General features: G+C 69.2%; 25 protein-coding genes. 13 read left to right on the top strand and 12 right to left on the bottom strand.

From position 1 onward, the window contains the following. Nucleotides 1–64: 64 nt before the first annotated feature. Complete coding sequence (locus ADL25_RS05760; RefSeq protein ID WP_059126509.1) at nt 65–1,825, top strand: MOSC and FAD-binding oxidoreductase domain-containing protein; 1,761 nt, start codon at nt 65–67, stop codon at nt 1,823–1,825. Between the two features lie 164 nt (nt 1,826–1,989). Here ADL25_RS05760 and ADL25_RS05755 read toward each other — a convergent pair whose 3' ends face one another. Next, nucleotides 1,990–2,190 (bottom strand): hypothetical protein, encoded by a 201-nt coding sequence (locus ADL25_RS05755; protein WP_059126508.1) that lies wholly within the window; start codon nt 2,188–2,190, stop codon nt 1,990–1,992. Between the two features lie 83 nt (nt 2,191–2,273). Here ADL25_RS05755 and ADL25_RS05750 point away from each other — a divergent pair, with 83 nt between their 5' ends. Next, nucleotides 2,274–2,492: a hypothetical protein gene (locus ADL25_RS05750; protein WP_059126507.1), complete on the top strand. Its 219-nt coding sequence runs from the start codon at nt 2,274–2,276 to the stop codon at nt 2,490–2,492. Nucleotides 2,493–2,529: 37 nt separating this feature from the next. Beyond that, complete coding sequence (locus ADL25_RS05745) at nt 2,530–3,615, top strand: sulfite oxidase (protein ID WP_199839109.1); 1,086 nt, start codon at nt 2,530–2,532, stop codon at nt 3,613–3,615. A gap of 177 nt (nt 3,616–3,792) precedes the next feature. Here the strand turns inward: ADL25_RS05745 and ADL25_RS05740 are convergent, their stop codons facing one another. The 3 genes from ADL25_RS05740 to ADL25_RS05730 all read right to left on the bottom strand — a co-directional run bounded on the left by ADL25_RS05740 (nt 3,793) and on the right by ADL25_RS05730 (nt 7,966). Further along, nucleotides 3,793–4,245, bottom strand: a complete 453-nt coding sequence (locus ADL25_RS05740) for an SRPBCC family protein (protein WP_059126506.1) — start codon at nt 4,243–4,245, stop codon at nt 3,793–3,795. Nucleotides 4,246–4,981: 736 nt separating this feature from the next. After that, complete coding sequence (locus ADL25_RS05735; protein WP_059126505.1) at nt 4,982–7,369, bottom strand: ATP-binding cassette domain-containing protein; 2,388 nt, start codon at nt 7,367–7,369, stop codon at nt 4,982–4,984. Nucleotides 7,370–7,555: 186 nt separating this feature from the next. Beyond that, on the bottom strand, nt 7,556–7,966 hold the full coding sequence (locus tag ADL25_RS05730; RefSeq protein ID WP_059126545.1) for a VOC family protein: 411 nt from the start codon (nt 7,964–7,966) through the stop codon (nt 7,556–7,558). A gap of 269 nt (nt 7,967–8,235) precedes the next feature. Here ADL25_RS05730 and ADL25_RS05725 point away from each other — a divergent pair, with 269 nt between their 5' ends. Together ADL25_RS05725 and ADL25_RS05720 are read left to right on the top strand one after the other, a co-directional pair. After that, entirely contained in the window at nt 8,236–8,628 is a 393-nt protein-coding gene (locus tag ADL25_RS05725; protein WP_059126544.1) for a helix-turn-helix transcriptional regulator, read from the top strand. A 5-nt stretch (nt 8,629–8,633) separates the two neighbouring features. Further along, nucleotides 8,634–9,050, top strand: a complete 417-nt coding sequence (locus tag ADL25_RS05720) for a VOC family protein (RefSeq protein WP_059126543.1) — start codon at nt 8,634–8,636, stop codon at nt 9,048–9,050. Nucleotides 9,051–9,119: 69 nt separating this feature from the next. Here ADL25_RS05720 and ADL25_RS05715 read toward each other — a convergent pair whose 3' ends face one another. After that, nucleotides 9,120–10,790, bottom strand: a complete 1,671-nt coding sequence (locus ADL25_RS05715; RefSeq protein WP_234380634.1) for an MFS transporter — start codon at nt 10,788–10,790, stop codon at nt 9,120–9,122. Between the two features lie 164 nt (nt 10,791–10,954). Beyond that, nucleotides 10,955–11,422, bottom strand: a complete 468-nt coding sequence (locus tag ADL25_RS05710) for a MarR family winged helix-turn-helix transcriptional regulator (RefSeq protein ID WP_079050195.1) — start codon at nt 11,420–11,422, stop codon at nt 10,955–10,957. Nucleotides 11,423–11,598: 176 nt separating this feature from the next. On the opposite strand from ADL25_RS05710, the gene ADL25_RS05705 reads away from it, so the two are divergent. Continuing rightward, nucleotides 11,599–12,456, top strand: a complete 858-nt coding sequence (locus ADL25_RS05705; RefSeq protein WP_059126504.1) for an NAD-dependent epimerase/dehydratase family protein — start codon at nt 11,599–11,601, stop codon at nt 12,454–12,456. 104 nt (nt 12,457–12,560) lie between these two features. On the opposite strand, the gene ADL25_RS05700 is transcribed toward ADL25_RS05705, so the two are convergent. The 3 genes from ADL25_RS05700 to ADL25_RS05690 all read right to left on the bottom strand — a co-directional run bounded on the left by ADL25_RS05700 (nt 12,561) and on the right by ADL25_RS05690 (nt 15,951). Next, nucleotides 12,561–13,664, bottom strand: a complete 1,104-nt coding sequence (locus ADL25_RS05700) for a Gfo/Idh/MocA family protein (protein ID WP_079050194.1) — start codon at nt 13,662–13,664, stop codon at nt 12,561–12,563. Between the two features lie 327 nt (nt 13,665–13,991). Continuing rightward, nucleotides 13,992–14,897 (bottom strand): alpha/beta fold hydrolase, encoded by a 906-nt coding sequence (locus ADL25_RS05695; RefSeq protein ID WP_059126502.1) that lies wholly within the window; start codon nt 14,895–14,897, stop codon nt 13,992–13,994. An 85-nt stretch (nt 14,898–14,982) separates the two neighbouring features. Continuing rightward, nucleotides 14,983–15,951, bottom strand: coding sequence for an RNA polymerase sigma factor (locus ADL25_RS05690; RefSeq protein WP_059126501.1), 969 nt, complete (start codon nt 15,949–15,951; stop codon nt 14,983–14,985). A 571-nt stretch (nt 15,952–16,522) separates the two neighbouring features. On the opposite strand from ADL25_RS05690, the gene ADL25_RS05685 reads away from it, so the two are divergent. Then, nucleotides 16,523–16,774, top strand: coding sequence for a hypothetical protein (locus ADL25_RS05685; protein WP_059126500.1), 252 nt, complete (start codon nt 16,523–16,525; stop codon nt 16,772–16,774). Between the two features lie 10 nt (nt 16,775–16,784). Further along, nucleotides 16,785–17,972: a flotillin family protein gene (locus tag ADL25_RS05680; RefSeq protein WP_059126499.1), complete on the top strand. Its 1,188-nt coding sequence runs from the start codon at nt 16,785–16,787 to the stop codon at nt 17,970–17,972. 136 nt (nt 17,973–18,108) lie between these two features. On the opposite strand, the gene ADL25_RS05675 is transcribed toward ADL25_RS05680, so the two are convergent. Then, nucleotides 18,109–18,300: a hypothetical protein gene (locus tag ADL25_RS05675; RefSeq protein WP_234380620.1), complete on the bottom strand. Its 192-nt coding sequence runs from the start codon at nt 18,298–18,300 to the stop codon at nt 18,109–18,111. 648 nt (nt 18,301–18,948) lie between these two features. Here ADL25_RS05675 and ADL25_RS05670 point away from each other — a divergent pair. From ADL25_RS05670 to ADL25_RS05650, 5 genes are all read left to right on the top strand, one after another. Then, entirely contained in the window at nt 18,949–20,667 is a 1,719-nt protein-coding gene (locus ADL25_RS05670) for an ATP-binding protein (RefSeq protein ID WP_079050193.1), read from the top strand. A gap of 126 nt (nt 20,668–20,793) precedes the next feature. Beyond that, on the top strand, nt 20,794–21,213 hold the full coding sequence (locus tag ADL25_RS05665) for a roadblock/LC7 domain-containing protein (protein WP_059126539.1): 420 nt from the start codon (nt 20,794–20,796) through the stop codon (nt 21,211–21,213). After that, nucleotides 21,210–21,566: a DUF742 domain-containing protein gene (locus ADL25_RS05660; protein ID WP_059126497.1), complete on the top strand. Its 357-nt coding sequence runs from the start codon at nt 21,210–21,212 to the stop codon at nt 21,564–21,566. Before ADL25_RS05665 ends, ADL25_RS05660 begins: the two co-directional genes overlap by 4 nt. Next, nucleotides 21,547–22,164 carry a GTP-binding protein gene (locus ADL25_RS05655; protein ID WP_059126496.1) on the top strand — a complete coding sequence of 206 codons (618 nt, stop codon included), beginning with the start codon at nt 21,547–21,549 and terminating at the stop codon, nt 22,162–22,164. The genes ADL25_RS05660 and ADL25_RS05655 overlap by 20 nt, the downstream gene beginning before the upstream one ends. Then, nucleotides 22,161–23,426 (top strand): cytochrome P450, encoded by a 1,266-nt coding sequence (locus ADL25_RS05650; RefSeq protein WP_059126495.1) that lies wholly within the window; start codon nt 22,161–22,163, stop codon nt 23,424–23,426. The genes ADL25_RS05655 and ADL25_RS05650 overlap by 4 nt, the downstream gene beginning before the upstream one ends. Nucleotides 23,427–23,495: 69 nt before the next feature. On the opposite strand, the gene ADL25_RS05645 is transcribed toward ADL25_RS05650, so the two are convergent. Both ADL25_RS05645 and ADL25_RS05640 read right to left on the bottom strand, forming a co-directional pair. Continuing rightward, the gene (locus tag ADL25_RS05645) at nt 23,496–24,722 is read right to left on the bottom strand and encodes a cytochrome P450 (RefSeq protein WP_059126494.1); all 1,227 of its coding nucleotides are present in this window, start codon (nt 24,720–24,722) and stop codon (nt 23,496–23,498) included. 415 nt (nt 24,723–25,137) lie between these two features. Beyond that, complete coding sequence (locus ADL25_RS05640) at nt 25,138–26,493, bottom strand: mycothione reductase (RefSeq protein WP_059126493.1); 1,356 nt, start codon at nt 26,491–26,493, stop codon at nt 25,138–25,140. Nucleotides 26,494–26,629: the final 136 nt, after the last annotated feature.

The following is a 26,629-nucleotide window of genomic DNA, read 5'->3' as shown; positions in this document are numbered from 1 at the left end:
CCGAGTGCACAGACCCGCGCGATGAGGGGTCGCGCCGGTCGGCCACCCACGCAGGAGGTCCGCGATGGCGACGCTGCTGTCCGTCAGTGTAGGGATGCCCAAGGACGTCTCGTGGCAGGGAAGGACCGTCCACACCGGCGCGTGGAAGGCCCCCGTGGACGGGCCCCGGATGGTACGGCGACTGAATGTCGACGGGGACGGCCAGGGCGACCTCGCCGGACACGGCGGCGAGATGCGGGCCGTACTCGTCTATCAGGTGCAGTCCTATCAGTACTGGCGGAGACAACTCGGCCGTGACGACCTGACCTTCGGGATCTTCGGAGAGAACTTCACCGTCGACGGCCTGCCCGACGACGAAGTGTGCATCGGCGACCGATACCGAATCGGCGAAGCGGAATTCGAGGTCTCCCAACCCCGCGTCACCTGCTATCGCGTCGGTATGCGCCTGGGCGAACCCACGATGGCCGCACTTCTGGTCGCCCACCATCGCCCCGGCTTTTATATGCGCGTCATCGCCGAAGGCCGTGTCCAGGCCGGCGACGAGATCAGCCTCACCCGAAAGGGCCCCGAGAGACTCAGCGTCGCCGACACCGATGCGCTGCTCTACCTCCCCGACCGCGACCCCGTGAAGCTGCGCAAGGCGCTGAACATCCCTGCGCTCAGCCCCGGTTGGCAGGGCTCCTTCCGTGAACTGGCCGCCGCCGAGCAACCCGCTCAGGAACCCGGATGGCCGGACGAACGCGCCACCGCCCAGCAGCACAGAGGCGAACCGGCATGGCCCGGCTTCAAGCCGATGCGGGTCGGCCGCATCGTCCCCGAGACCTCTGCCGTCTCGTCGATCTACCTCGACACCACCGACGGCTTGCAACTGCCCGAGGCACGCCCGGGCCAATACCTCTCCATCCGCCTGCCGGTCGGTGACCCCGCGCCCGCGGTGCGCAGTTACTCCCTGTCGTCGGCACCCGGCGCCCGCACCTACCGCATCAGCGTGAAGCACGAGCCCCACGGTCTGGTCAGCGGTTATCTCCACACCAAAGTCCACCCCGGTGACCTCGTCGACATCGCAAGCCCTCGGGGGACCTTCGTACTGGAGGCAGGCACCCGCCCGGTTGTGCTCGTCTCCGCGGGCATCGGCGCCACCCCTGTGCTGGCCATGCTCCACCGACTGGCCGCCACGGGTGACCCCCGCCCGGTGTGGTGGATCCACATCGCGCATGACCGGGCCCACCACGCCTTCGCGTCCGAGGCACACGCACTCCTTACGCAGCTTCCGGACGCCCATGAGTTCATCTACTACACCCGCGAAAGCCCGCACGCCGACGAGCCCCACATCATCCAGGGCCGGCCGACCGCAGCATCGCCGGCGGCCATGGGCATCCCCCGGGACGCCGACGCCTACCTTTGCGGACCGGCCCCCTTCATGGACGACTTCGGCGGCTTCCTGCGCGAACACGGCCTGGGCTCCGAACGGATCCACGTGGAGCAGTTCAGTGCCCTGCCCGCCATCAACCCCGGTGTCACACCCACGGCTGCGGTCCGGCCGCACCAGCCAGCCGGTCCCGAGGGCACGGGCCCGCTCGTCACCTTCGCCCGCAGCGGCATCACCACTCCGTGGTCGGCGGACCATGCCTCCCTGCTCGACCTCGCCGAGGCCTGCGACGTCCCCACCCGCTGGTCCTGCCGAACGGGGGTCTGCCACACCTGCGTCACGCACCTCGTCGAAGGCGATGTCGCCTACACCACCCCGCCCCTGGAACTGCCCGAGCCCGGCACCGTCCTCGTCTGCTGCAGCGAGCCCACGACTGAAATCGTCCTCGACCTCTAGCAGGCTCGGCCCCGCACACTGTCTGCCGACAGACCGGAGTCGTTGTGACGGTGTGGCACGTCGGTGGCCGATCGGAGTGTGAGGAGCAACGGTCCTGCTGGGAGGCCCGTTTCGAGTCGGTTCCACGGCCGCCCGCGGTACGGAGACGGGCGAGTTGCCCGAACTCAGTGTGAATCGGGGTAGCGTGCCCGGCCGTTGGGCAGTTCGCCGGAAGTTGTCTCCTCAAGCAACGCCGTGTACTTCCGGGAGAGTTCGTCGTAGCGTGCCTCGTCACTGCTCGCCTGACGCTTACGCCTGGTCAGGAGGTACAGAGCGGCGGGCCCGGTGATCATCGAGACGACCGGGATCAGCGCCCACCACGGCATGGATCCTCCCCTGTGTGTGATGGTCCGGGGGAGCACACGTGCGCTCCGGTGGAAGCGTAGCCGCTGACGGCCCGCAGGCTGCCTTGCCCGATCGGGAGGGCACCGCCGCCGGCGCCACCGGTCCCGCGCAGTGGGCGGCCGCTCCCGGCAGCGGTGCCGCCGGGAAGCTGGGCGGTCCGCCGGCCGATCATTCACCCCGCTTCCTGCCGAGTGTCCGCCTCACGCTGGAGACGGGGACGGCCGTGCTGGTGTCGGCGGCGCTGTCGAGGCTCGGGGCGTCCGAGACGGAGCGGCCGGGGTGATCTGGCACCTCCACGGGACATGGTGAACAGTGGAGAGATGGGCATATGGGAAAAACGGGACGACATGGTGGTGCATGAGGTCGAGCCGTACAACGCCGAATCGCCTCCGCAGGCCCTGGCCGGCCGTATCACCCCCGTGGACCAGTTCTACGGCCGCAACCACGCACCGATCCCGCAGCTCGACGCCGAGAACTGGCGGCTGCGGGTCGAGGGCCTGGTCGGCCGCCCTCTCGAGATGTCGCTGGACGAGCTGCGGGACCGTTTCCCCGAGCGGAGTGTGGTGGCGACCATGCAGTGCGCGGGAAACCGGCGCGCCGATCTGATGGAGGTTGCCGACATACCCGGTCAGGTTCCGTGGGGGCCCGGGGCGATCTCCACTGCGCGCTGGAGCGGGGTGAGCCTGGCCGACGTGCTGGCCGAGGCGGGAGTGCGGCCGGATGCCGCCCACATCTCCTTCACCGGCGCCGATGTGTCGGACCAGGCCGATCCGCCGCAGCACTTCGGCGGATCGATACCGATGGCGAAGGCGACCTCGCACGAGGTACTGCTGGCCTGGTCCATGAACGGGCAATCGCTCCCGGCCGTGCACGGCGCGCCGCTGCGGGTCGTCGTCCCGGGCTGGATCGGCGCCCGCAGCGTCAAGTGGCTGTTGCGCATCGCTGTGCAGGCCGGACCGTCCGACAACTACTTCCAGACCGAGTACAGCATCCTGCCGCCCGAGGCCGACCCGCACACGGCCGAACGCGGCGAAGGCATCACGCTGGGGCCGGTGGCCATTCATTGCGCCATCCTGCGACCCGGCAAGGATGCCCGGCTGCCCGCCGGGCCGACCGAGGTCGCCGGCTTCGCCTACGCCGGGGACGACCGGACCGTGGAACGTGTGGACGTCTCCGCCGACGACGGCGACACCTGGACCCACGCGCAGGTGGAGCTCCCCGAGAGCCCCTGGACGTGGCAGCACTGGCACACGACACTCGATCTGCCGTCGGGCGAGACCGAGCTCATAGCCCGTGCCTGGGACTCCACCGCGGCCGTGCAGCCCGAATCCCCGGCGACCGTGTGGAATCCACGAGGCTACGCCAACAACGCCGCCGCCCGGCTGCATGTCACCTGCCGTTCCTGACCACGCGCTGTGAGGTGCGCCCGGAACACGAACTCCATGCGGGTCGAGCCGTGTTCGCGATCCGCGCATTCAGGCGACGCACCATCGGTGAGCGGTCGGGATCCGGGTGCGGAGGCGGTCGGGCGGGAGCGGACGTGCCCCGCCCGACGGGTGTCCCGCAGGTCGGTTCGAGGCGGTTCAGGCCCTGGCCTCTCCCGTCAGGAAGCCGCTCAGGCCGTCGAGAAGCATGGTGCTGCCCTGCTCGGCCATGTCGCGTTCCTCGGCGGTGTCGCAGGTCTGGCGGAGCACGATCTGTGTATGACGGTCGTCCTGCTCGTCCAGTTCCACGGTCATGATCTGGGGTGCGGGCTTGCCGGGTGCGTCCATGCCGATCACCAGCAGGCGGTTCTCGGCGACCTCGAGATACGAGCCGGTCAGCGGGTACTCTCCGCCGTCGGGTGTGACCACAGTGGCCTTCCAGGTCCCGCCCGGCCGTACGTCCATCTCGACGGAGCCGGGAGCGGCATATGCCCACTGGGCGTACTGCTCGGGGGTGGTCCACGCCTGCCAGACCTTCGCGGCCGGGGCGTCCAGCGTCCGGGTGAGCGTGTAGGAGTGGCCGTCGGCCGTGGTGGTCTGCTCGGTGCTCATGTCTCGTCCTCATCGTTGTCGGGCCTGTCGCATCTGTAGACGCCCGGGTACGCGAAAACTCATCGCTCCGCCGGGGGTTTCTTCGGTGGCCGGGCGGTGCGTGTTCTGGCGCTCGTCGCGCCGTGCACGCCGGGGCGGTCGGCGCGCCCCGTGGGCTCGCTTCGGGCGCGGAGCGACGAGTGCGCGCGCCCATGGACAGGTGAGTTGCGGGAGGATCGGAAAAAGTTCGCGGTCCGTCCACAGAATTTCGGTCGGTGCGGATCGGCCTCCGCGGTTGAGCGCCGGTGCGCAGATGACCGAGGTCGACGGGGCCGGCCGGTGCGCCGTCCATGCGCGGGCCGGAGAGCGATCGAAGGGGCCTCGGTCGCCACAACTGCCCGCAAACACGAGGCGTATCAGCCGACGGGCACCACGCCCGTCGACGAATCCGGTCCGCGGAGAGCGCAGCGGCACGATCGCGCAGGGAGCGCGGCATGGATCCTGAGCGAGGATGACGTGCTCATGTCGGCGATCCGGCGCCTCGGCCCTGCTGTCGCCGTGCGCCGAGCCCGGCTCGCCACCGGCGGTCTCCCGCCCGGTTCCCGCCCGCCGCGCTGCTGTGCCGGGCATCCGCGTCGGGCAACGCTCCCGCCGCCGGGCGTCGTTGTCGACGTGCAGGCGGCTCGGCGTCGGGACCGGTGTGCGGCTCCGCGGGGCCGTCGGGCCCCGCGGAGGTGATGACGGCCCGAAGCGCCGGTCAGCTGCCGACGTACGCCGCGAGGTGCTTCCCGGTGAGCGTGGAGCGGGCGGCGACCAGGTCGGCGGGTGTGCCCTCGAAGACGATCCGGCCGCCGTCGTGGCCGGCGCCGGGGCCGAGATCGATTATCCAGTCGGCGTGGGCCATGACGGCCTGGTGGTGCTCGATGACGATGACCGACTTGCCGGAGTCGACCAGCCGGTCCAACAGACCCAGCAACTGCTCGACGTCGGCGAGGTGGAGGCCCGTGGTCGGCTCGTCGAGTACGTACACGCCGCCCTTGTCCGCCATGTGGGTGGCCAGCTTGAGGCGTTGCCGCTCACCGCCGGACAACGTGGTCAGCGGCTGGCCGATGGTGAGGTAGCCGAGCCCGACGTCGGCGAGGCGCTCGAGGATGCGGTGCGCGGCCGGCGTGTGCGCCTCACCGGCGCCGAAGAACTCCTCGGCCTCGGTCACCGACAGGGCGAGGACCTCGCTGATGTCGCGGCCGCCGAAGCGGTAGTCGAGTACGGATGCCTCGAACCGCTTCCCTTCGCACTCCTCGCAGGTCGAGGCGACACCGGCCATCATCGCGAGGTCGGTGTAGACGACTCCGGCGCCGTTGCAGGTGGGGCAGGCACCCTCGGAATTGGCGCTGAACAGCGCCGGCTTCACGCCGTTGGCCTTGGCGAACGCCTTGCGGATCGGCTCGAGCAGTCCGGTGTACGTCGCCGGGTTGCTCCGGCGCGAGCCACGGATCGGGCTCTGGTCGACCGACACAACGCCCGCGGCGGCGGGGATCGACCCGTGCACGAGTGAACTCTTGCCGGAGCCCGCGACACCCGTGATGACGGTCAGCACCCCCAGCGGGACGTCGACGTCGACGTCATGCAGGTTGTTCGCCGACGCACCGCGGATCTCCAGCGCGCCGTCGGGCTTGCGCACCGTCTGCTTGAGGGCGGCCCGGTCGTCGAAATGGCGGCCGGTGATGGTGCCCCCCGCGCGCAGCCCCTCGACGGTCCCCTCGAAGCAGACCGTGCCGCCTTCCGTACCGGCACCGGGCCCGAGGTCGACGATGTGGTCGGCGATCGCGATGACTTCCGGCTTGTGCTCCACGACGAGCACCGTGTTGCCCTTGTCCCGCAGCCGCAGCAGCAGGTCGTTCATCCGCTGGATGTCATGCGGGTGCAGACCGACGGTCGGCTCGTCGAAGACATAGGTGACGTCGGTGAGCGAGGAGCCGAGGTGGCGGATCATCTTGACGCGCTGCGCCTCGCCGCCCGACAGGGTGCCCGCCGGCCGGTCGAGCGCGAGGTAGCCGAGCCCGATCTCGCCGAACGAGTCAAGAGTGTGCCGGAGTTTGGTGAGCAGCGGCGCCACGGACGGCTCGTCGAGGTCGCGGACCCATTGCGCCAGATCACTGATCTGCATGGCGCAGGCATCGGCGATGCTGATGCCCTCGATCTTCGAGGACCGTGCCCCTTCGCTGAGCCGCGTTCCGTCGCACTCGGGGCAGGTGGTGAAGGTGACCGCCCGCTCCACGAATTCCCGGATGTGCGGTTGCAGCGCCTCCGTGTCCTTGGAGAGCATCGACTTCTGGACCCGCGGGATCAGCCCTTCGTAGGTCATGTTGATGCCCGCGATCTTCATCCGGGTCGGCTCGCGGTGGAGGAAGTCGTGCAGTTCCTTCTTGGTGAACTTGCTGATCGGCTTGTCCGGGTCGAAGAAGCCCGACTCGATGTAGAGACGCGAGTTCCAGCCGCCCCCCTTGTAGCCGGGGACGGTGATCGCGCCCTCGTTCAGCGACAAGGAATCGTCGAAGAGCTGGCCGAGGTCGATGTCGGAGACGGTGCCGCGGCCCTCGCAGCGCGGGCACATGCCACCGGTGCGTGTGAAGGTCGCCTTCTCGGTCTTGCGGGCACCGCGCTCGACGGTGATCGCGCCGCTCGCCCTGACCGAGGGCACGTTGAAGGCGTACGCGCTGGGCGGGCCGATGTGGGGCGTGCCGAGCCGGCTGAAGAGGATGCGCAGCATGGCGTTGGCATCGGTGGCGGTGCCGACCGTGGAGCGGGGGTCCGCGCCCATGCGCTGCTGGTCGACGATGATCGCGGTTGTCAGCCCGTCGAGTACGTCGACCTCGGGACGCGTCAGCGTGGGCATGAAGCCTTGTACGAAGGCGCTGTAGGTCTCGTTGATCAGCCGCTGGGACTCGGCCGCGACGGTGCCGAACACCAATGAGCTCTTGCCCGAGCCGGAGACTCCGGTGAACACCGTCAGGCGGCGCTTGGGGATCTCGACGCTGACGTCCTTGAGGTTGTTCACTCGCGCGCCGTGCACGCGGATCAGATCGTGGCTGTCGGCGGCATGCAGCGCAGGCGATTGCGCATCCACCTTCGTGACCTTGCTCATCGGGTCTCCATGTGTGAGGCGGGTCGGCCTTCGCGGTCTTCCCGTCGGCGTCGCCTAGCTCGATCTGACGAGCTTCGAGGGTACGTGCTTCGTCCGGGCCCGGGGGCCCGCGTTTGAGGTCGGCCGGTGACCGCCCGGTCACCGGCCTCGGCCGGAGGGGGCCCACGGCCACGATCACCGGAGGGCTCAACGCTGCCTGTTGATGCGGATCAGATTGCCCGCGGGATCCCGGACGGCGAAGTCGCGCACCCCGTACGGGTGCTCGGTGGGCTCCTGGACGACCTCGACGCCGGCGGTCCGCAGTCGCGCGAAGGTGCCGTCGAGGTCGGGGGTGGCAAGCAGGACGCGGGCGTAGCTGCCCTTGGCCATCATCTCGACGATGGTGCGGCGCTCGTCCTCGGTGACTCCGGGATCCGCGGCGGGCGGCTCGAGGACGATGGATGTGCCGGGCTGATCGGCTGGCCCGACCGTGATCCACCGCATTCCGCCGTATCCGACGTCGTTGCGGACCTCGAAGCCGAGGGTGTCACGGTAGAAGGCGAGGGAGGCTTCCGGGTCGTCGTGCGGGAGGAAGCTCGCGTGGATGCTGATGTCCATGGCCGTCACGCTATCCACCGCTCCGCGACCTGCGCTTCTCCATTCCTGACCGGTCCGCTCAGGAGTGTCGCCACGCGTGATGGTCCTGACCGGCCAAGGACGCTGGCCTCGTTACGGCATCCTTGGCGTTCGCCGGCGGGCCGATGCAGGATCCGGGCCCCCGGCCGCCGCACCCCGTCCCCCTCGGCACTTGTTTGCTGTGGGAAACTGAGCAGGTGAGAAGGCAGGACCTCGACGACCTCGTCCGGCTGCGGCGGGCCCGCGACCGGATGGACCGCGACTATGCCGAGCCGCTCGACGTTCCGGCCCTGGCGCGCGACGCCCTGATGTCGCCGGGCCACTTCTCCCGCAGTTTCCGCGCCGCTTTCGGCGAGACGCCCTACAGCTATCTGATGACCCGCCGTATCGAGCGGGCCAAGGCGCTGCTGCGCCGCGGCGACCTCACGGTGACCGAGATCTGCTTCGCGGTCGGCTGTACCTCTCTGGGGTCGTTCAGCTCGCGGTTCACGCAGTTGGTCGGGGAGAGTCCGAGTACCTACCGGGCCAGGAGCCATGATCATGGCGCGGCCATCCCGGCATGCATGGTCAAGATCCATACACGGCCGGTAAAGAACACCGGTCAGGAACGGAGAAGCGGGTCGCTCGACTCGGCCGTAGCGTGAGCGGCATGGACATCACGCTTTCCCAGTGCTTCATCGCCGTCGACGACCACGATCAGGCGATCGCCTTCTACCGCGACGTACTCGGCCTCGAGGTACGCAACGACGTCGGATTCGAGGGGATGCGCTGGGTGACCGTCGGGGCACCCTCGCAACCGGACGTGAACATCGTCCTCGAACCGCCCATCGCCCATCCGAACGCCTCGGCGGACGACAGGCGGGCCATGGCGGAGCTGATGGCAAAGGGACTGCTGCACGGCGTCATCTTCGCGACGGACGACTGCGACGCCACCTTCGAGCGCATCAGCGGCGCGGGCGGTGAGGTGCTGCAGGAGCCCATGGACCAGCCCTACGGCATCCGCGACTGCGCGTTCCGCGACCCCGCGGGCAATCTGCTGCGCTTCACCCAGCCCCTCGGGAAGTGAGCCGGGAACGCGGACACGCCCGGCCACCCGTCTCGCGAGTGGCCGGGCGCGCACGAAGCAGCCCTGTGGTCAGGAAGGCGCGTTGTGCCGCCGCTCCGCTGCCGGGCGCGGTTCGGCCGCGGTGATCGGCCGGCCGCTCTGCGGTGCGTCCCCGGCAGGGCGATGGCCACCCCGCAGGGCCGAGGCGACGGCGGAGACCAGAGCCATGCCTGCGGCGACGCTGAAGACGATCGCCAAACCGTGGTGGAACGGTCCCGAGACCAGTTGCGGGAAGAAGCTGTGACCGGTCAGGGCGGCGTGCTGGGAGGGCGAGAGATGGTCGAGCGTCCCCTGGGACGAGAACAGGTGCTCGATCGGGTTGTTCCCGAGGAACGTGGCGAACAGTGTGCTCACGGGTGGCAGCGATGCGGCGTGCTCGGCGGCGCCGGACGGGACCCCGTGCGCCTCCAGGCCACTGCGGAGCGTGGCGGGCAGCGATGAGGCGAGGCCGGAGACCATCAGCGAGAAGAAGACGCCGATGGACAGAGCGGTGCCGGAGTTCTGGAAGGTCGAGCGCATGCCCGAGGCGACTCCTCGGTACTCGGCCGGAACGCTGCCCATGATCGAGGAGGTGTTCGGCGAGGAGAACATCCCCTGTCCCAGCCCGTTGAGCAGCAGCAACGCGGCGAAGACCCCGTAGTCGAAGTCGACGGGGAGCGCCAGCAGCCCGAAGAAGGACGCCGCGACGACGACCAGACCGGCCGTGGAGAACATGCGGGCGCCGAACCTGTCCGACAGATAGCCGGAGATGGGGCCGGCGATCAGGAAGCCCACCGTCAGCGGCAGCATGAAGATGCCGGCCCACAGGGGGGTGTCCTCGAAGGCGTAGCCGTGCAGGGGCAGCCAGATGCCCTGCAGCCAGATGATGAGCATGAACTGCAGTCCGCCGCGCGCGATCGCGGTCAGCAGCGCGGCTAGATTCCCTGCGGCGAACGCCCTGATCTTGAACAGGGCCAGATTGAACATGGGCTCCGCGATGCGCGTTTCGACGACGCAGAAGACGAGCAGCAGCGCGACGCCGCCGATCAGGCCCGCGAGTACCCACGGGTTCGTCCAGCCGGTGGGGTGGGATCCATAGGGCTGGATGCCGTAGGTGATACCGGCCAGCAGGATTCCGGCGCCCGCCGCGAACGTGGTGTTGCCCACCCAGTCGATGCGGCCGCGGCGGCCCGCCGACGTCTCGCGCAGGCTCAGATACGACCAGATCGTGCCGGTGATGCTGATCGGCACGCTCACCCAGAACACGGCACGCCAGTCGACGGCGGCCAGCAGTCCGCCGGCGAGAAGGCCGAGGAACTGTCCCGCGAGCGCGGTGATCTGGTTGATGCCGAGGGCCATGCCGCGCTGCCGCGCCGGGAAGGCGTCTGTCAGGATGGCGGCCGAGTTGGCCGTGAGCATGGAGCCGCCGAACGCCTGCACGATGCGCCACAGGATCAGCCACAGCGCTCCTGCGCCGGCCCGGAACGGGTCGAGGGAGAGTGCGACGGACGCGCAGGCGAAGATGAGGAAGCCGAGGTTGTAGATCTTGACCCGGCCGTACATGTCGCCGAGCCGGCCGAGGACGACCACGAGCACGGCCGACACCAGCAGATACCCCAGGATCATCCAGAGCAGATAGCCGATGTTGCCGGGCGCCAGGGGATCGAGCCCGATGCCCCGGAAGATCGCGGGCAGGGAGATGATCACGATGGAGGCGTCCATCGTCGCGATCAGCACGCCCAGCGTGGTGTTGGACAGGGCGACCCATTTGTAGCCCGGGCCGGCCGGTGTGTCCTTCCTGCGAGCCGAGTGCAGGGAGCGCAGCGCGGAGACGGTCCTGCCGCGCGGGTCGGTGTGCCGGTCGCCGGAACCGGGGCCGTGCGCCGTCACAGCCGCTCCGCCAGTCGGTCGAGGAGGGGCAGGGCCGCGGCGAGGGTCTGGCGTTCCTGCGCCGTGAACTCGTCGAGGGCGGCGGAGAGCCGGTGGACGGATTGCGAGCGCCGCTCCGCGAGCATGGCGCGCCCCTCTCCGGTGATCGCGACGATGGCGCGACGTCCGTCCGTCGCGTCGGGGGTGCGGCCGACGAGCCCGCGCTGTTCGAGCACGGCGAGCGTGCTCGCCATGGCCTGCGGCCGTACGCGTTCCAGTTCGGCCAGGGATCCGGGGGAGTCGGGGCCGTCGGCGGCCAGTCGCGCGAGCACCGAGACGCCGGAGAGCGACACGTCTCCCACGGCGTGTGCCTGGCGCAGTCGCCGGGTCATGCGGCCCACGGCGAGCCGGAGGTGGGACGCGAGCCCCGCGGTGTCACTCGAGCCGCTTGGATGCTCGTGCCCTGTCTGTGCATCAATGTCCACAGGTATTAATAGTAGATTTATCAGTCTGGACTGTTCAATCAAGGGTTAGTAATGATCGGGGCGGTGGCGCCGTCTGTGGGTGGTTGATCGCCGGACGGTACTGACACGGCCCGGGTGGGGGCGCGAGGATGGCGGCACAAGCCGGGTCGGGGGTTCGAGTGGGGAGATCAGCACACATGAGCACAGTTGTCGTCACGGGTGCCACCGGGAAGACCGGTCGAGTCGTGGTCGCGGATCTGCTCGAGCAGGGGTACGACGTACTGGCCGTGGACGTGTCCGTGGGCCCGGCCGAGCGTGCGTGGGCGGACGGCCTCGGCCTGCGACTGCTGGGCGCGGACCTCACCGACTACGGTCAGGCGGTGGATGCCCTGAGCGGCGCGGGAAGCGTTGTCCACCTGGCTAACATCCCGGCTCCCGGCCTCCGGCCCGCCGCCCACACCCTCACCACCAACACGGCGATGAACGACAACGTCTTCCTCGCCGCCGCGCACAACAAGCTGGATCGCGTGGTGTGGGCCTCCAGCGAGACCACCCTCGGCCTGCCCTTCGACGTCCCGCCCCGCTACGCCCCGGTGGACGAGGACCACTATCCCCACCCCACCTCCACCTATGCCCTGTCCAAGGTCCTGGGCGAGACCGCGGCCGAGCACATCTCCGGCTGGTCGGGCATTCCCTTCGTGGCCCTGCGCCTGTCCAACGTCCACCTGGTGGAGGACTATGCGCGTGTGCCCGGCTACTGGTCCGACCCGCACGCCCGCAAGTGGAACCTGTGGGGATACGTGGATGCGCGGGACGTGGCGCAGGCGTGCCGGCTCGCGCTGAGCGCCGCCGTCACGGGCGCCTCCAGCTACGTCATCGCCGCGGCCGACACGATCATGGACCGCCCCTCCGCGGAACTCCTCGCCGAGGTCTTTCCCGAGGTGAGGCTGACGCGGGAGATCGGCACCCACGAGACGCTGCTCAGCGTGCGGCGGGCCCGTGAGGTGCTGGGGTACGAGCCGCGGTACTCATGGCGGGACGTGCTGGACCACTGAGGCGGCCAGGACCGTGTCCCCGGCGCGCAGGGGATCGACGGGCGACGGGCACCGGGACCGGTCGGTGGCCCGCCCTGGTGCGTGCCCCGGGGGGGAGGTGGGGGTCAGCGGGTCGCCCACGCCTCGAGGGCGGTCGTCACCGGCGCGTGCGTACGCGCCGACTCCTCGATGGCGAGGGCGAGGAGGTGGTCCTGGCAGCCGTCGGCAAGGGAATACGGTTCCGGTCCGGAGTCCCGTACCCATGCCCCGGTACGGCACAGCAGGTCCACCACCGCGAGGTCGTCCTCGGAGAGACTGGCCCCGAGATGGTCGTTGCGCCACACCACCTGTCCGTCGAAGGAGATGTGGTGCACCTCCGCTCCCTCGAGGTTGAGGTCGGTGCCGGTGCGACGGCGCATCAGCGGGGACTCGACGGGCGTGCGCGGGTCGGCCATCCGCACCACCGTGTCGTCGACGATCTCACCGAGCGAGCCGCGCACCACGATCCGGCGGGCGCGCAGTGGGTTCCACCACTGGTTGTCGGTGAAGTCGTACAGGCCCGTGCGGGCTTCGCCGAAGTCCAGGAAGGCGAGCGTGGTGGCGGCGTCCCTGGGGGTGAGGTCGTCCGACCAGCCGCGAGGGGAGAGCGGGTCGGCGAGAGGGGCGGTGAACGTCTGTGCCGTCACGGTCGTGGGCTCGAATCCGACACCCAGCGTGTGCCGGATCAGTGACATGGCGTGGTACATGTGCGTCGACGACACCTGGACCGAGGTGGGCCTGCCGATGACCCCCTCTTGCACGAGCGCGATGCGGGCCGCGTGACCGGGCATCAGCGTGTACTGCTCCGCGACCTGGACGAGCCCTCCGCCGCCCGGCCGTGTCACGCCTCCCACGGCGGCCCACAATGCGCGCAGTCCCTTCGCGCCGGGTGCGGGCGGAGTCTCCGCGAGAACGGGCACGCGTTGCTCGACCAGGTCCCGAACGACCTCGGGCGTGATCTGCCACGGCACCGACGCGATGACGAACTCCGGCCGGGTGCCGCGCAGTTCGCTGATGCTCCGGAAGGCGGGCACCCCCCACTCCGCCTCCACCTGCGCTGCCCGCGCGGCCGACCGGGTCACCACGCCGGACACCTCCAGCCGCCCGGGCAGCGCTCTGGCCAGCCGGGCGAAGAACTCGGACCGCCAGCCACTGCCGACCATGCCGAACCGTATGGGTGCCTGGCTCACGTGTCCGCTCCTCATTGGCCATTCAGTCCTGCACTGCGGGCGGTCCGGTGCCGTCCGTCGTGGACCACCAGCGCGGACCCGGACGGTTTCGGGACGCGGGGTCCGGCCGGCCGCAACCCCTCGCCCGGACCGCACTCGCCGTCGGCGTCCCGGACCGCAGTGGGCGGCTCTCCATTATCGCCACCCACCTGTGGCAGGCCCCCGGCGGGGGCATGGGGTCGGCGAGGACTTCGGCGCAGTGAGGGGGGTGCTCCTCGCGTCCGGGAGGCGGAACACCGGTCTCCCGGACGCGAGCAGTCAGAGGAACAGCCCTGCGCTACCGGATCGTCACGGTGTGCTGTGCGTCGTGTCGGTCACGAAACCCGCCACCGCCCGCGCGAAGTCCGCGGGTTCCTCGATATGGCCGAAGTGCCCGCTGTTCTCGAGGATCAGCAGTTCCGACCGGGGGATCAGCTTGTGCAGTTCCTCCGCCCAGCGCACCCCGCAGATGACGTCATGGCGGCCGACGACCACCAGGGCGGGCACCGAGAGAGCGCCGAGAGCCTCACGGTCGTCGATGATGTCCGGGACGAGGTCCTCGTCCAGCCCCGAGACGTAGGTGGCGCTCAGTGAGGCGCGCAAGGGAGCGAACTCCTCCTCCCGTCCCCAGTAGTCCGCGAAGTACGACGGCAGCAGGCCTTTGGCGACGGATGTCATCCGCGAGTCGTCGGAGATGGTGGGAATCGCTTGGAAAGCCTCCAGGACCTCGGGGAGCTCGGGGCGGCCTGCATGACGCACGGCGAACTCCTGGACCAGGCGCATGGCCTCGGCGCCGTGCTCGGGACCGGTGAGCGGTGCGCTGTCGTAGAGGATCACTCCGGCGATCCCTTCGGGCTGGTGCAGGGCGTGGTACTGCACGACGAAGCCGCCGTGCGAATGACCGAGCAGATGCACCTTCGGGACGCCCAGGTGAGCCACCAGGGCGCCGAGGAAGCGGCTGTAGCGGCGCCGGGTGTAGCCGTGGGGGTGGGAGGGCAGGCGGCCGGAACCGCCGGTGCCGACCGGCTCCGGGTAGACCACGGTGAGATGCCGCTCCACCGCGGGCATGCGCAGGTACTCCCAGTGGATGCCGGGACCGCCGGAATGCGCTACGCACACCGGCCCTGTGCCATGGACGTGGTAGCGCTGCACGACCCCGTAGGCGTCGAAAGTGTGGGTGCCGGGGGCCAGAGGATCGGCCGGGGAGTTGTTCACAGGTGTCTCCTGTCCAGCTGGTGTTTACGACACCGGCCAGACGCAGGAGAGTCAGGGAAGTTCGATCCCCATCATGTGACGGTCGTCACACATAGGATGCCGGGTCGGTGGCCGGCGTCCGCCTCGGGTGGAAGAGCCGCAGCCGGTGCACCCGGCCGGCGTCGTCCAGGGTCATGAGCCAGGCGACGGCAGGCGGGCAGTGCTCCGGGCTCTCGGGGGGATTGAGCAGGTCCATCTCCCACACGGCGAGCGACCGCCCGGCGACGGCGTGGACGAGCCGCTGCCGCACACCCGCCTCGAGGTCGCTGTCCATGCCGCGCACCAGCAGGTCACTGTCGCCGACCGGGGTGTTCCCGCTGAGCAGCGCGACCTCGGGGGACCACCGCTCCGCGAGCAACGCGGCGAAGTGCCCTTGCTCGGCCGCGGCCAGCATCTCGTGTGCCTCGATACGACTGGCCCGAACGCGCCGTGCGGCGTCGGAGTGCGGGGCATCGGCCGTGGCGGCGAGAGCCGCGGCCAGCTTGGCGCGTCCCAGGTTGAGACGACTGCGGACGGTACCGACCGGGACACCGCACGCGCGGGCTATCTGCTCGTAGGAGGTGACGCCCGTGCTGAAATGGCGCAGAACCAGGGGCATGCGCAGCGCCGGGGACAGCTCCTCCACGGCTTCCCAGATCCAGTCCCGCAGTGTGTTCTGCTCCAGCCACCGGTCCGGACCGCTGTCCATGGAGGACATGTTCAGGTCCTCGACCGGCTGGGACCTCACGGAGTCCCGCAGCAGGGAACGGCAGGTGTTGCGCACGATCATCCGCAGCCATGCGCCCACGGCCGCCGGGTCGCGGACGTCGCGTATGTTCCGGAGCGCGCGCACCGCCGTGTCCTGGAGCACGTCGTCGACATCGGGACCCGGCCCCAGAATGCTCAGAGCCACCGCCCGCATACCCGCCCGGTGCCGCTCAAGCAGCAGGCCCAGTGCCGTGACCTCACCCGCCTGGGCAGCACGGGTGAGCTGCGCGTCCTCGAGACGCGCGGCTTCGTCCTCGTCTCGGATCATGCGGTCCCTTCCGGCCTTCTTCCCCCACACGTAGTGTGCCGCGTCCGCCGGCCGAACTGCCCGGCGGGAGCGGGTCGCTCCCGCGGTCGTCCGGGTGCCGCCGAGGCCGACCGGGCTGCGATCTGCGGCGCCTGTGGGGCCGACCGTATGTCGTCCGGCCTCGATCACATGCTGAGTGGTCGTCAACTCCCCGGCGGACGCGCCCGGACCACGGTAGCGACCACCGCGGGCAGAAGCGGCGCTCCCGATTGCGCGTACGCGCGTTCCGGCCCGTGGGGCGGGTCCACGTGGCAAGAAGGGGGTCCACGTGTCACCCGCAGTACCGGCCGGTCAGGTCCCATGGATCCGCGTGGCCGTGGCAGCACGAGTCCGGCAGGGTCGGCCGCAGTGTCAACGCGCATAAAAGGTTCGAAGGGCGCGTCGGCCGGCCTGGCGTTCGCGCAGGTCGGAGGGGTCGGGCTCGGGGTGGGCCGGAGGTGGGCCGGGAATGGCGGCGCCGCAGTGTAGAGGGCCGTCACGGCTGGGTCTAAGGTCGGAAACACGGGACCAGAACGATGGGAGGCAGTCGGCAATGGCGCAGGACGAGGCCGTGATCGGCTGCACGGGGGAACTGCTCATCGGCACTCGTGGATCCGCCGGTCCCGGCGAGATCCTGGTGCGGGTCAGAGGCGGTTCCGAGACATTCCTCGCCTGGTCGCAGGAGCCCCTGCCGACTGGGGCCACCGTGCTCGTGATCGACTCCCGCGGACGCCGCGAGGTGGACGTCATCGAGTGGGCCGATCCGTTGGATGCGTTGTGCGGGGACGCCGCCGACGCCGGCTAAGGAGAAGAGGATGTTCGGTTACCGCGTTCCCGCCCCCGACGAGGCGATGCTGATCTCGGGAGGACGGCGGGGACTGGGGGGCGCGCCGTTCCGGGTGGTGACGGGGCACGGGAAGTTCGTGCTGCCGGTTTTGCGCAAGGTCCGTTTTCTCACCTTGTCGATGTGCGAGGCCGAGGTCACCGAGACGTGTGTGACAAGGCAGGGCATCGCGCTGAACGTGCGTGCCGTGATCGCCTTCAAGGTCGGCAACGACACGGAGAGCATCATCAACGCCGGCCAGCGATTCCTCTCCGACCAGGATCAGATGTCGGTCCTGACCGGGAGGATCTTCGCCGGTCATCTGCGGGCCATCATCGGCTCGATGACGGTCGAGGAGATCGTCACCGAGCGGCAGAAGCTCGCGGCCGAGGTGCTGGACACGTCCAAGACGGAGATGGCGAAGATCGGCCTGATCGTGGACTCGTTGCAGATCCAGTCCATCGACGACGGCGACACCGGCTACATCGACGCGATGTCCGCGCCGCACAAGGCAGCCATCCAGCGGCAGGCCCAGATAGCCCAGGCCCAGGCCAACCAGACCGCGGCCGAGGCGGAGCAGGACGCGGCCCGTAAGCAGGCCGAGTACGCCCGGCAGACGGCGGTGGTGAAGGCGGAGTACTCCGCCGAGGTGGACCGCGCCCAGGCGCATGCCGCCCAGGCCGGACCGCTGGCGCAGGCGCACGCCCAGCAGGAGGTGCTGGCCGCCCAGACCGAGCTGGCCCTGCGCCAGGCCAAGCTGCGGCAGCAGCAGCTCGTGGCCGAGGTCGTGAAGCCCGCTGAGGCCGAGGCGGAGCGGGTCAGGATCCTCGCCGCCGCGGAGGCGGAGCGCATGAAGATCCAGGCCGAGGCCGCGGCCTCGCACGACCGCGTCGCCCTGGACCGGATGCTGATCGACCAGCTTCCGCAGATCGTGAAGGAGGCGGCCGGTGGCCTCTCCGGTGCCAACGTCAACGTCCTGAACGGTGCGGACGGACTCGGCGAGATCGCGGCCGGCCTGGTCGCCCAGGGCCTGACGATCCTGGACTCGGTCCGGCAGAACCTGAACGGTCAGAGCGGCCAGAACTCCCCGAATTCCGGCGGCCGGCCCGAGCAGGGCAACGGGCGCCTCGAACTGCAGGGCCCGCGGTCGCGGAAGCAGGGCACGGGCGAGGAGAGCTGACGCGTTTCACGGTGGCAAGCCCGGGCCCGTGAGACCCGGGACGGTGCCTGGCAGCCCACGTACCTTCCGTACGTGGGCGGCCTTCGTTAGTGGGGTGCAGCTCCGGACGCTGCGGCCCGATCCCGAACGTCACGCTCTAGCTGCGGTTCTTCTTCTCCAGCAGTTCCGCGTAGTTGTGCGCCGCGTTGCTTCCCCGCCCACCGGGAGAGAGCTTCAAGATCGCCTCGTCCTGGTCGGGGTTGCCGCTCAGATACGCCTCGGTCAGGACGTACGGCAGCCCGTCCACCCGGAACCGGATGCTCCCATCGGGGTGGGCGCTGACACGCACTTTCCGTCCGTCGGGACACCGCGTGCGGCGCGGTAGCGGGACACCCGGGAACTCGATTGATCCAGCTCCTTTATTGTCCGACAGGGGCGTGGATTTCCAGAACTATGTCACTATCCGGAACAGGTAAGCCCAACATGGTCATACCGCCTGACGGGACATCGACTGGCCTACCTCATCGGCGAAATTGCGGACGCCCTTTTGTCCCACTCCAGTTGAATTCGGCTGGGTGGTGCGGAGGTCCACGACGGTCGCCGTATCGGATCTGGGTTGTGCTGCCTCCGGCCTGCCACCCGCCTCGTGCCCAATAGTTGGCCGAAAACTCACATCGGTCAGCGGGGTTCGGTCCGGTGTATACGGCGATGGGTAGACATTGCACCCGGAACGCCGCTTTCGGCCTATGCAAGATCAGTCATGATCGGCGATCGATCCGGTACCACGCACCAGTCCCGTGGTGCTCATTTCCCGTCGAAGTGAATTCGTACGGAGGCCGAACTCATCGTCCGGTACCGGTGTTCTCGGCCCGGTGACTAGCATGTGCGGCAAAACCCTGATCCGGAACAACGCCGCCCTCGGTCGGCCCCCTTCCGGAGCGTCGGCGTTGCTCAGCCGTCCAACCACCCCTGCTCTCACGGACCGAGGGACCGCGGAATGTCAGTGCCAACTCGCCCCCGCCAGCGCCGAAGCGCCAAAGGAGGGCGATCGTCCCCGGTCGCGTTTCCGGTGATCCTGCTCGTCACCGCTGCGGGCGCCGCGGCAGCGGGTGTCTTCGCTCCCGAGGACTCCCGCACTTGGGTCTTGGCTACCGCGGTTGTCGCCTGGTGCTGCGTCGCCGTTGTCGTCGGCACCGCCTCGTATCTGGTGCGCCGCGCCCATCGGCAGGCCGTCGCGCAGGGCAGCGAGCTCGAGATGAGCGAGAGCGTCTGGCGGCAGCAGGTCTCCGAGAGGTCGCACCTGGTCAACACGACCATGCCGGGGGTCGCCGAGAGGGTGAAGAACGGCGCGGAGGCGGAAGAAGCCCTGTCACGGTTCCCCGTGCCCTCGGACCCGCATCTGCGGCAGCTGTCACAGGTGTTCGCCACCGCGCTCGCCGAATCGGTGCGGCGTGCAACCACGGCCGAGTCCGACCGGCAGCACCTGCGCTCCGAACTGGACCGCGGCAAGGCGGAGCTCGAGCGGCTGGCCGAGGAGACGCTGCCCGCAGCGGTGGAGCTGCTGCGGGAAGGAAGCTCCGCCGACACCGCGCTCGCCAAGGTCGACTGGCCGCAGAGCACGCTGCTGCGGGAGTTGGCCGAGTGGGTCGTGCGCGAACTCGCCTACAGCGAAAGGCGTTCGGCCGCCGCGCAGGCCGCTTCCGCCAAGGCGCTCAGCCGAGTTCAGGCCAAGACCGTCAGCATGCTTGCCGATCTGCGCGAGATGCAGGACCGCCACGGTGAGGAGGTCTTCGGCGACCTGCTGCGTCTGGACCACAGCACCTCGCAGCTGGGCCTCATGACCGACCGGCTGGCGCTGCTGATGGGTGGCCGCTCCAGCCGCGTATGGAACAAGCCGATCGTCATGGAGAGCATCCTGCGTGGTGCCGTCGGCCGTATCGCCGCCTACCGGCGGGTGCGCCTGCACTCCTCCAGCAAGGCCGCGATCAACGGGTTCGCGGCCGAGGGTGTGATGCATCTGCTGGCCGAACTCATGGACAACGCCGCCAACTTCTCCCCTCCCATCGACGAGGTCCACGTCTACGTGGAGGAACGCAGCGCCGGCATCGTCGTCACCATCGAGGACAGCGGTCTGAAGATGTCCGACGCGGCCATGCGCCGGGCGGAGGAGTCCGTGTCGGGCAAGGTCATCGACCTCGCCGCACTGCAGGGAACCCGGCTCGGACTCGGCGTGGTGGGACGGCTGGCCGTCAAATACGGCATCAGCGTCAACTACCGCCCGTCCTCGCGCGGCGGCACCGGGGTGGTCGTACTCCTGCCGCCTCAGATGGTCGCCCAGCAGCGCGAGCCGATCGTCTCCGAGCCTCTCCGGGGTGGCACCTCCGCGCCGAACGTGCCCGCCCCCGCGGCCGAACCCCCAGTGGTACGCCCGCAGTCGGTCGTGCCGACCGAAGGAGGGCCCGCGGCCCGCACGGACATCCCGAGCAAGCCTGCTGGGGCCGCAACCGGCGGTCTGCCCTTGAGGACCCCGGGTCGGACCATGGCAGAGGCGGAGCGGGAGCGGCGGAAGCAGGCCCCACAGACGCCCGCCGAGCGGGGTGAACCCGGCCCCGCACGCGACGCCGGCAGCCGCTTCGGGGCCTTCCACCGCGGCCGACGGAGCGCCGGCGGCGCCCAGGGCGGTGAGGACACGGGCCACGCCTCCACCGACGACTGAGGGCCAAACCCTCCGCACAGCCTGGGCGCCCCAGCCCACCACCCCCCGCATCGATTCGCCGCACCACGTTGGATTGGAGGAACGGGTCGGGTGACCTTCGACCGGTCAGAACCCGCCCCGCCCACGATGGAGACCACTGACAACAGCCTTACCTGGCTTCTGGGAAACCTGCTGGAGCGTACGCCGGGCACGCGCCACGCTCTCGTCCTGTCGCGGGACGGCCTGAAGCTGTGCTGGACGGAGCACTTGACCGAAGACCAGGCCGACCAGTTGGCGGCCATCTGCTCCGGTATCCAAGCCCTCTCCCAGGGTGCCTCAGCCGAGTTCGGTGACGGATCCGGCGGTGTCCGGCACTCCATGACCGAGTTCCACGGCGGCCTGCTGTGCATCGTGGAGGCGGGCGAGGGCGCGCACCTCGCGGTCGTCGCGCAGGAGAGCGCCGACCCGGGCGTGGTGGGTCATCACATGACGGAGCTGGTGGAGCAGATCGGGGACCATCTGAGGGCCGAGCCGCGCGCCTCCGTCGGCCCGGGTGCCTCCGCGTGATCCGCAAACCCGTGGACGTCGGCGATCCGGACCGGCTGTACATGGTCACGGACGGTCGCAGCGAAGCCGACGACACCTTCGACCTGGTCACGCTGATCGTCAGTGAGTGCGAACCCACCGCAGGGATGCAGTCGGAGCATGTTCGGATCCTCGAACTGTGCCGGCATCCGACGGCACTGGTCGAGATCGCTGCCGAGTTGAAGCTCCCCATCACCGTCGTACGCATTCTGCTGGGCGACCTGCACGACATGGGCAAGGTCAGCGCCCGGCACCCCCGCGCCGCCGAGTCCGTCGCGGGCCTCCCCGAAACAACCCTGCTCCAGGAAGTGCTTGATGGACTCCGCCACCTCTGAGCTGCCCTTGCAGCGCACGCCGCTGGCCGATGCCGCCGAGACCGGTCTGAAGATCATCGTCGTGGGCGGCTTCGGCGTCGGCAAGACCACCTTGGTCCGCTCGGTCAGCGAGATCCGGCCGCTGAACACCGAAGAGGTGATGACGCAGGCGGGTGAAGGCATCGACGAGACGGCCGGTGTGGAACGCAAGACCACCACGACCGTCGCCTTCGACTTCGGGCGCATCAGCCTGAACGAGCAGATGGTGCTCTACCTGTTCGGCGCACCCGGTCAGGAGCGCTTCTGGTTCCTGTGGGACCGGCTGTTCTCCGGCACGCTCGGCGCGGTCGTCCTCGTGGACACCCGCCGCATGGCGGACTCCTGGTACGCGATCGACCGGCTCGAACACCACAAGACGCCCTTCGTGGTGGCGGTCAACCGCTTCGACGGCGACGAGAGCCGGTTCACGCTCGACGAGATCCGTCAGGCACTAGCCCTGGGTGAGCACGTGCCCATGATCGACTGCGACGCACGGGTCAGGGGCTCGGTCAAGGAGGTCCTCATCGCTCTGGTGGACCACCTGTACACACTGGCGATGGCCCAGGAGAGGACACCGTGAGCGACACCGCCGACTCCCCGTCCACGAACAATCCTCCTCCAGGGTGCCCCGCGCACTCGTCCGCCGTGCATCTGGCCGGACTGGAGTACCAGCAGACGCCGTCGCAGCTCTACCGCGCCATGCGCCAGAAGCACGGGGCGGTCGCGCCGGTGCTGCTCGACGGCGGCATCCCCGCCTGGCTGGTGCTCGGTTACCCCGAGGTCTGCTATGTGACCGTGCACGACGAGCTGTTCGCACGGGACTCCCGGCGGTGGAACCAGTGGCCGCACATCCCGGACGACTGGCCTCTTCTGCCGTATGTGGGCTACCAGCCCTCCGTGCTGTTCACCGAGGGAGCGGAGCATCAGCGCCGCGCGGGTGTCATCACCCAGGCGCTGGAGGGCGTGGACCAGTTCGAGCTGGCCCGCGAGTGCCAGCTGATCGCCGATCAGCTGATCTCCTCGTTCTCCGGCAGCGGCCAGGCGGAGCTGATGAGCACGTACGCGCACGCCCTGCCCGCCCGTGGCGTGCTGTGGATGTGCGGCATGCCGCAGGGCAGCGCGGACACCGAGCGTCTCGTCGAGGATCTGCGGATCTCCCTCGACGCCGGTGAGGGAGACGACCCGGTGGCGGCGTACACGCGTGTCGGTGAACGCGTCATGCAACTGGTGAAGGAGAAGCGGGAGCGGCCCGGTCCCGACGTCACATCGCGCATGCTGCTGGATCCCGCCGGGCTCAGCGACGAGGAGATCGTGCAGGACCTGATCTCCGTCATCGCCGCGGCACAGCAGCCGACCGCCAACTGGATCTGCAACACCCTGCGGCTGCTGCTGACCGACGAGCGCTTCGCGGTCAACGTCTCGGGCGGCCGTGTCAGTGTCGGCGACGCGCTCAACGAGGTGTTGTGGCTGGACACACCGACGCAGAACTTCATCGGGCGCTGGGCCGTACGTGACACACAGCTCGGCGGACGTCTCATCCGCGAGGGCGACTGCCTGGTCCTCGGTCTCGCGGCCGCCAACACGGACCCGCACATCTGGCCGGAATCACATGTCGGCGCCGAGAACTCCGCTCATCTGTCCTTCAGCAACGGCGAACACCGCTGCCCGTATCCGGCACCGCTCCTGGCGGACGTGATGGCACGGACGGCGGTGGAGACCCTCCTGGAACACCTTCCCGACCTCGTACTGGCCGTGGAACCGGAGGAGCTGACGTGGCGCCCGTCCATCTGGATGCGGGGTCTGACCTCGCTTCCGGTGCAGTTCACTCCGCAGGTGCGGTAGCCCCATGCCCTCCGCGTGCCGGGCGGGATCCCCGGCACGCGGAGGAGGCAATTCAGCGGGAGAGCGGCATCAGGCGGCGGACGGTGTGAAGTTCACCGGCAGGGCCTTCGGGCCGCGGGTGAAGACGCCCTGCTCGACCGGGTCGAATCCGTCGGCGAGACGGAGGTCGGGCATGGCGTCCAGCAGTTGGTTCACACCGACCTCGACCTCGGCCTTGGCCAGCAGCGCGCCCACGCAGAAGTGCCTGCCGAGGGCGAATGCGAGGTGGTCGGCGGCGGCGGAGAACGCCGAGGTCGTGGTGAGGTCGTCACGGAAGATGTCGAACCGGTCGGGCTCACGGTAGCGCTGCTGGTCCCGGTTGGCGGCGCCGATGAGGCAGGTGACGGTGGCGCCGGCAGGGACGGTGCCACCGGTGAGCTCGACCTCGGTGGCCGACTGCCGCATGATCATGTGGACCGGCGGCGTGTAGCGGAGGGTCTCCGCGAAGGCGGCGGGGATCAGGCTGCGGTCCTCGCGGACGGCCGCCAACTGGTCGGGGTTGACCAGCAGGTTCGCCAGGATGCTGGCGATCGCCTTGTCGGTGGTCTCCCCGCCGGCGGCCAGCAGCAGGCTGCAGAAGGCCTTGATGTCCTCGTCGCTCATGCGGACGCCGTCGACCTCGGCGGCACACAGTGTGGACAGCAGGTCGTCACCCAGGCTGTCGCGCCGCTCGCGGATGATCGGGATCATGTACTCGGCGAATTCCACCCGGGTGCGTTCTCCTGCGGCTGTCACCTCGGGATCGCCGGACAGGTTGCCGAGGAAGGCGATGACAGCCGTGTACCAGCCGTGGAACCGGGCGTGGTCGGCCTTGTCCAGGCCCAGCATGTCCGCGATGACGTTGACAGGGAAACGGGTTGCGTAGTCGCCGACGATGTTGGCGGATCCGGAGTGCCGGAAGGCGTCGATGAGTTCGCGCGAGTTGCGCTCGATGACCGGCAGGAACTTCTCCTGCAGGTCGCTGCCCCGGAACGCGGGGGCGACCAGAGCCCGGCGCACCGCGTGTTCACGGCCGCTGAGCTGCAGGATCGTCTTGCCGTGGACCGGTTCGAGCTGCCAGTCGTAGTTGTCGGTGGTGAACTGGCTCTGTTTGTCCTTGAAGACACGTTCCACGTCTTCGTAACGGGAGATTATGTAGCTCTTGGTGGCCTCGTGCCAGATCAGGGGCTTTTCTTCCCGCATCACCGCATAGGCGGGGTAGGGATCCGCGGCGAACTCGGGCGAAAGGATGTCGGGAAGCTGCTGCGCAGCGGACACGGAACTCCTCAGGTAGATGCCTGCCGTCAGATGCCAGGTTATTGATCTTTTGATTCGTCAAACAGGCCAGTACTGGCGAAAGTTGAGCGTCGTATCGTCTGCCGCCGTCGTGCGGCCCGGCCCCCGGTCGACGGCATGAGCGGACTGCGTCCGAGCACAAGGACCGTGCGCCGGGGGGAAAGACGGCTCGGGCCCGGTGACCGAGAGTGGACGCCATATCGACGGCAGGCATTGGGCGCGTCACGGTCCGCACGGTGATCCGCCTGGCGCCGTGCAGATCGGTGAAAGCGTCGTCCCAGGCGCTCACCGAGGGAATGGGCGCAGTCCGATTCCAGCGATACCTGCCTCATGCTATCCGTCCGACCTGCAACCGAGGGAATCACCGTTGTCCGAGCGCCGCGGTGTCCCGTCCCAACTACAAGGCCAGAAGGGCCTGTTCCACGACTTCGGTGAGTGCGGGATGGATGTACAGGACGTCCCGGCCGATCTGGTCCACCGTGAGGCCCAGCGTCATGGCCTGGAGCAACGGCTGGATGAGCGTCGCCGCTTGAGGGCCGATGATGTGTGCCCCCAAAAGCCTGCGGTCGTGAGGACTCGCCAGGACCTTCACGAAGCTCGTGGTGTCCTCCAGCGCCCATCCGTATGCGGTGTCGGCGTAGTCGCGGACACTCGCCAGATAGCCGATCCGGCGGTTGCGAGCCTCCTGCTCGGTCAGTCCGACACCGGCGATCTGCGGGCTGGTGAAGACAGCGTGCGGCGCCAAGGCGTTGGGCAGGGTGCGCAGGTCTTCGGGATGCAGAATGTTGTGGCGTACGATCCGCGATTCGGCGTTCGCCATGTGCTTGAGCTGAAAGTGATTGGCCACGTCACCCAGGGCCCAGATGCCGGGTACCGACGTGCGGTAGGCCGAGTCGGTCACGATATGGCCGTGTTCGTCGAGTTCCAGCCCGCCGGCGACCGCGTCCAGCCGATCGGTGTTGGGCCGGCGTCCGGCCGACACCAGGAGCATCTCGGCTTCGACCACCTGATCCCCGTCCGGTGAGGTCACAGTGAGCGCGACACCTCCGGAACGCCGCTCGACGGAGGTGATGTCGGCATCGAGCAGCACGCGATGGCGCCGCGAGGCGAGTTCGGTGAACCGGGCGGAGATCTGCTCGTCCTCTCCGGTCAGCAGGCGCGGACCTCGCGTCACGACCGTGATGTCCGTACCGAACGCGTCGAATACATGGCCGAACTCCGCCGCGATGAAACCGCCGCCGATGACGGCCATGGAGGCGGGCACGTCGTCGATCCGCATGATGGTGTCCGAGGTGTGGAAGGGAACGGAGTCCAATCCCGGGATGTCCGGCACCACGGGCCGTGATCCGACGGCGATGACGAACGTGTCGGCGGTGATCCGCTCGGTTCCCACCTGCAGCACCTTGGGCCCGACGAATCGTGCCTCCGTGGTGTACACGTCGACGCCGTTCTTCCTGCGGTAGTCCAGCGCGCCGTCGTGCAGCGGATCGATGCGCCGGAAGATCCGGTCGCGGACGGCCCTCCAGTCGACGCGCTCGACGCCGGCATGGACGCCGAGGCGGGCCGCGGCCCGGGCGTCTTCGACCGCGTCGGCGACAAGGACGTACATCTTGCTGGGAATGCACCCGCGGTTCAGGCACGTGCCGCCGAAGCGGTTCGGCTCCACGACGGCGGTGCGCAGATGGGCGAGTTCGTCGGCGAGCAGCATGTTGCCGCTGCCCGCCCCCAGGATCACCAGATCGTAGTGCTGCACGCCCGTCCACCTTCCGTCGGCGAGGTGTGTGGCCTTGCGACGCGTGGCCTTGCGGTGAGGCCACAGGCCCGCGGCTGTGTGAAGATCGACCGCACGGTCCGCTTCCCGCCGGTGCCTCCTAGGTGTCTATCACGCA

This window comes from Streptomyces sp. NRRL F-5122 (assembly GCF_001507435.1).
Classification (GTDB): Bacteria; Actinomycetota; Actinomycetes; order Streptomycetales; family Streptomycetaceae; genus Streptomyces; species Streptomyces lannensis.
This window is presented reverse-complemented; position numbering and strand designations above follow the sequence as displayed.

Excerpts from the sequence above, each read along its gene's own strand:
- ADL25_RS05690 (WP_059126501.1), bottom strand. The coding sequence starts at position 15,951 with ATGATCCGAGACGAGGACGAAGCCGCGCGTCTCGAGGACGCGCAGCTC.
- ADL25_RS05745 (WP_199839109.1), top strand. The coding sequence starts at position 2,530 with ATGGGCATATGGGAAAAACGGGACGACATGGTGGTGCATGAGGTCGAG.
- ADL25_RS05685 (WP_059126500.1), top strand. The coding sequence starts at position 16,523 with ATGGCGCAGGACGAGGCCGTGATCGGCTGCACGGGGGAACTGCTCATC.
- ADL25_RS05680 (WP_059126499.1), top strand. The coding sequence starts at position 16,785 with ATGTTCGGTTACCGCGTTCCCGCCCCCGACGAGGCGATGCTGATCTCG.
- ADL25_RS05760 (WP_059126509.1), top strand. The coding sequence starts at position 65 with ATGGCGACGCTGCTGTCCGTCAGTGTAGGGATGCCCAAGGACGTCTCG.
- ADL25_RS05730 (WP_059126545.1), bottom strand. The coding sequence starts at position 7,966 with ATGGACATCAGCATCCACGCGAGCTTCCTCCCGCACGACGACCCGGAA.
- ADL25_RS05705 (WP_059126504.1), top strand. The coding sequence starts at position 11,599 with ATGAGCACAGTTGTCGTCACGGGTGCCACCGGGAAGACCGGTCGAGTC.
- ADL25_RS05735 (WP_059126505.1), bottom strand. The coding sequence starts at position 7,369 with ATGAGCAAGGTCACGAAGGTGGATGCGCAATCGCCTGCGCTGCATGCC.
- ADL25_RS05670 (WP_079050193.1), top strand. The coding sequence starts at position 18,949 with ATGTCAGTGCCAACTCGCCCCCGCCAGCGCCGAAGCGCCAAAGGAGGG.
- ADL25_RS05740 (WP_059126506.1), bottom strand. The coding sequence starts at position 4,245 with ATGAGCACCGAGCAGACCACCACGGCCGACGGCCACTCCTACACGCTC.
- ADL25_RS05715 (WP_234380634.1), bottom strand. The coding sequence starts at position 10,790 with ATGGACGCCTCCATCGTGATCATCTCCCTGCCCGCGATCTTCCGGGGC.
- ADL25_RS05655 (WP_059126496.1), top strand. The coding sequence starts at position 21,547 with ATGGACTCCGCCACCTCTGAGCTGCCCTTGCAGCGCACGCCGCTGGCC.
- ADL25_RS05720 (WP_059126543.1), top strand. The coding sequence starts at position 8,634 with ATGGACATCACGCTTTCCCAGTGCTTCATCGCCGTCGACGACCACGAT.
- ADL25_RS05665 (WP_059126539.1), top strand. The coding sequence starts at position 20,794 with ATGGAGACCACTGACAACAGCCTTACCTGGCTTCTGGGAAACCTGCTG.
- ADL25_RS05725 (WP_059126544.1), top strand. The coding sequence starts at position 8,236 with ATGGACCGCGACTATGCCGAGCCGCTCGACGTTCCGGCCCTGGCGCGC.
- ADL25_RS05755 (WP_059126508.1), bottom strand. The coding sequence starts at position 2,190 with ATGCCGTGGTGGGCGCTGATCCCGGTCGTCTCGATGATCACCGGGCCC.